Origin of the sequence: Streptomyces sp. NPDC127092, assembly GCF_042722475.1 — a bacterium.
Taxonomy (GTDB): domain Bacteria; phylum Actinomycetota; class Actinomycetes; order Streptomycetales; family Streptomycetaceae; genus Streptomyces.
Genome location: NZ_JBHXFE010000238.1, coordinates 372 through 1,380 on the forward strand (window position 1 = coordinate 372; position 1,009 = coordinate 1,380).

General features: G+C 68.4%; 1 protein-coding gene. It reads right to left on the minus strand.

Annotated features, from left to right (window positions below):
* On the minus strand, positions 1 to 1,001 hold a 1,001-nt coding region (locus ACFWJO_RS39275; protein ID WP_386873035.1), incomplete at its 3' end, for a phosphatidylserine/phosphatidylglycerophosphate/cardiolipin synthase family protein.
* Between the last annotated feature and the right edge of the window lie 8 nt (positions 1,002 to 1,009).

Consider the following 1,009-nt stretch of genomic DNA (forward strand, 5'->3'; position numbering starts at 1 on the left):
GGTACCAGCAGGGCCTCGACCACGCGGGCGAGGCCGTGACGGTCCTCCCAGCGCGGGGTGTCGATCCGGACGGCCCGCTGGGCGTCGAGAGCGAAGATCTCCTCCATCCGGGCGGCGAAGTCGCGGTCCACGACCACCACGTTGGACTCGTAGTTGAAGCCCAGGGAGAGGCGGTCGACGTTGGCCGAGCCCACGGTGGACCAGATGCCGTCCACGGTGGCGGTCTTCGCGTGGATCATGCTGGCCCTGTACAGCAGGATCGTGATGCCGGCCTCGAGCATCTTCCCGAAGAAGCCGCGCGAGGCCCAGTCCGCCACGATGTGGTTGGAGTCCTCCGGCACCATCACCTGCACGTCCACCCCGCGCCGGGCCGCGTGCAGCAGCGCCTCGAGGACCTGCTGGTCCGGGATGAAGTACGGCGTGTTGATGAGGATGCGGTGCTGCGCCCGCTGGATGGCGTCGAGGTAGCTCAGCCGGATCGGGTAGACCAGGAGCGGCGGCTGGTTCGCGGCCACGGTGACGCGCGGGTCCCACGTGTCCGGGGGGCGCCAGGACATCTGCTCGCCCGCGCGGTGGTGGGCGTTCCACTTGATGGAGATCGACTGGTCCAGCCCCCACACCGCCGGGCCGCGCTCGCGCACGTGAGTGTCCCGCCAAAAGCGGGCGTAGTCGTCGCCGATGTTGAAGCCGCCTGCGAAGCTGACCTCGTCGTCCACCACCATGATCTTCGAGTGGTTGAACCCGCTGTGTCGGACCACGCCTCGCCAGATCGGGCGGGCGAAGGCCGGCAGCCGGAACACGTGGATGCGCGGGTCCAGCTGACGGTAGAAGCGGGGCGGGACCACGAGGTTCCCGAACCCGTCATAGGAGACGTAGACCTCCACGCCGCGCGCGGCCGCCCGGTTGAAGGCGTCCATGAACCGCTGGCCCGTGGGGTCGCTCTTCCAGATGTAGGTCTCGAACTTGATGATCCGCTGCGCTCCGTCGATCGAGGCGATCATCTCGTTGT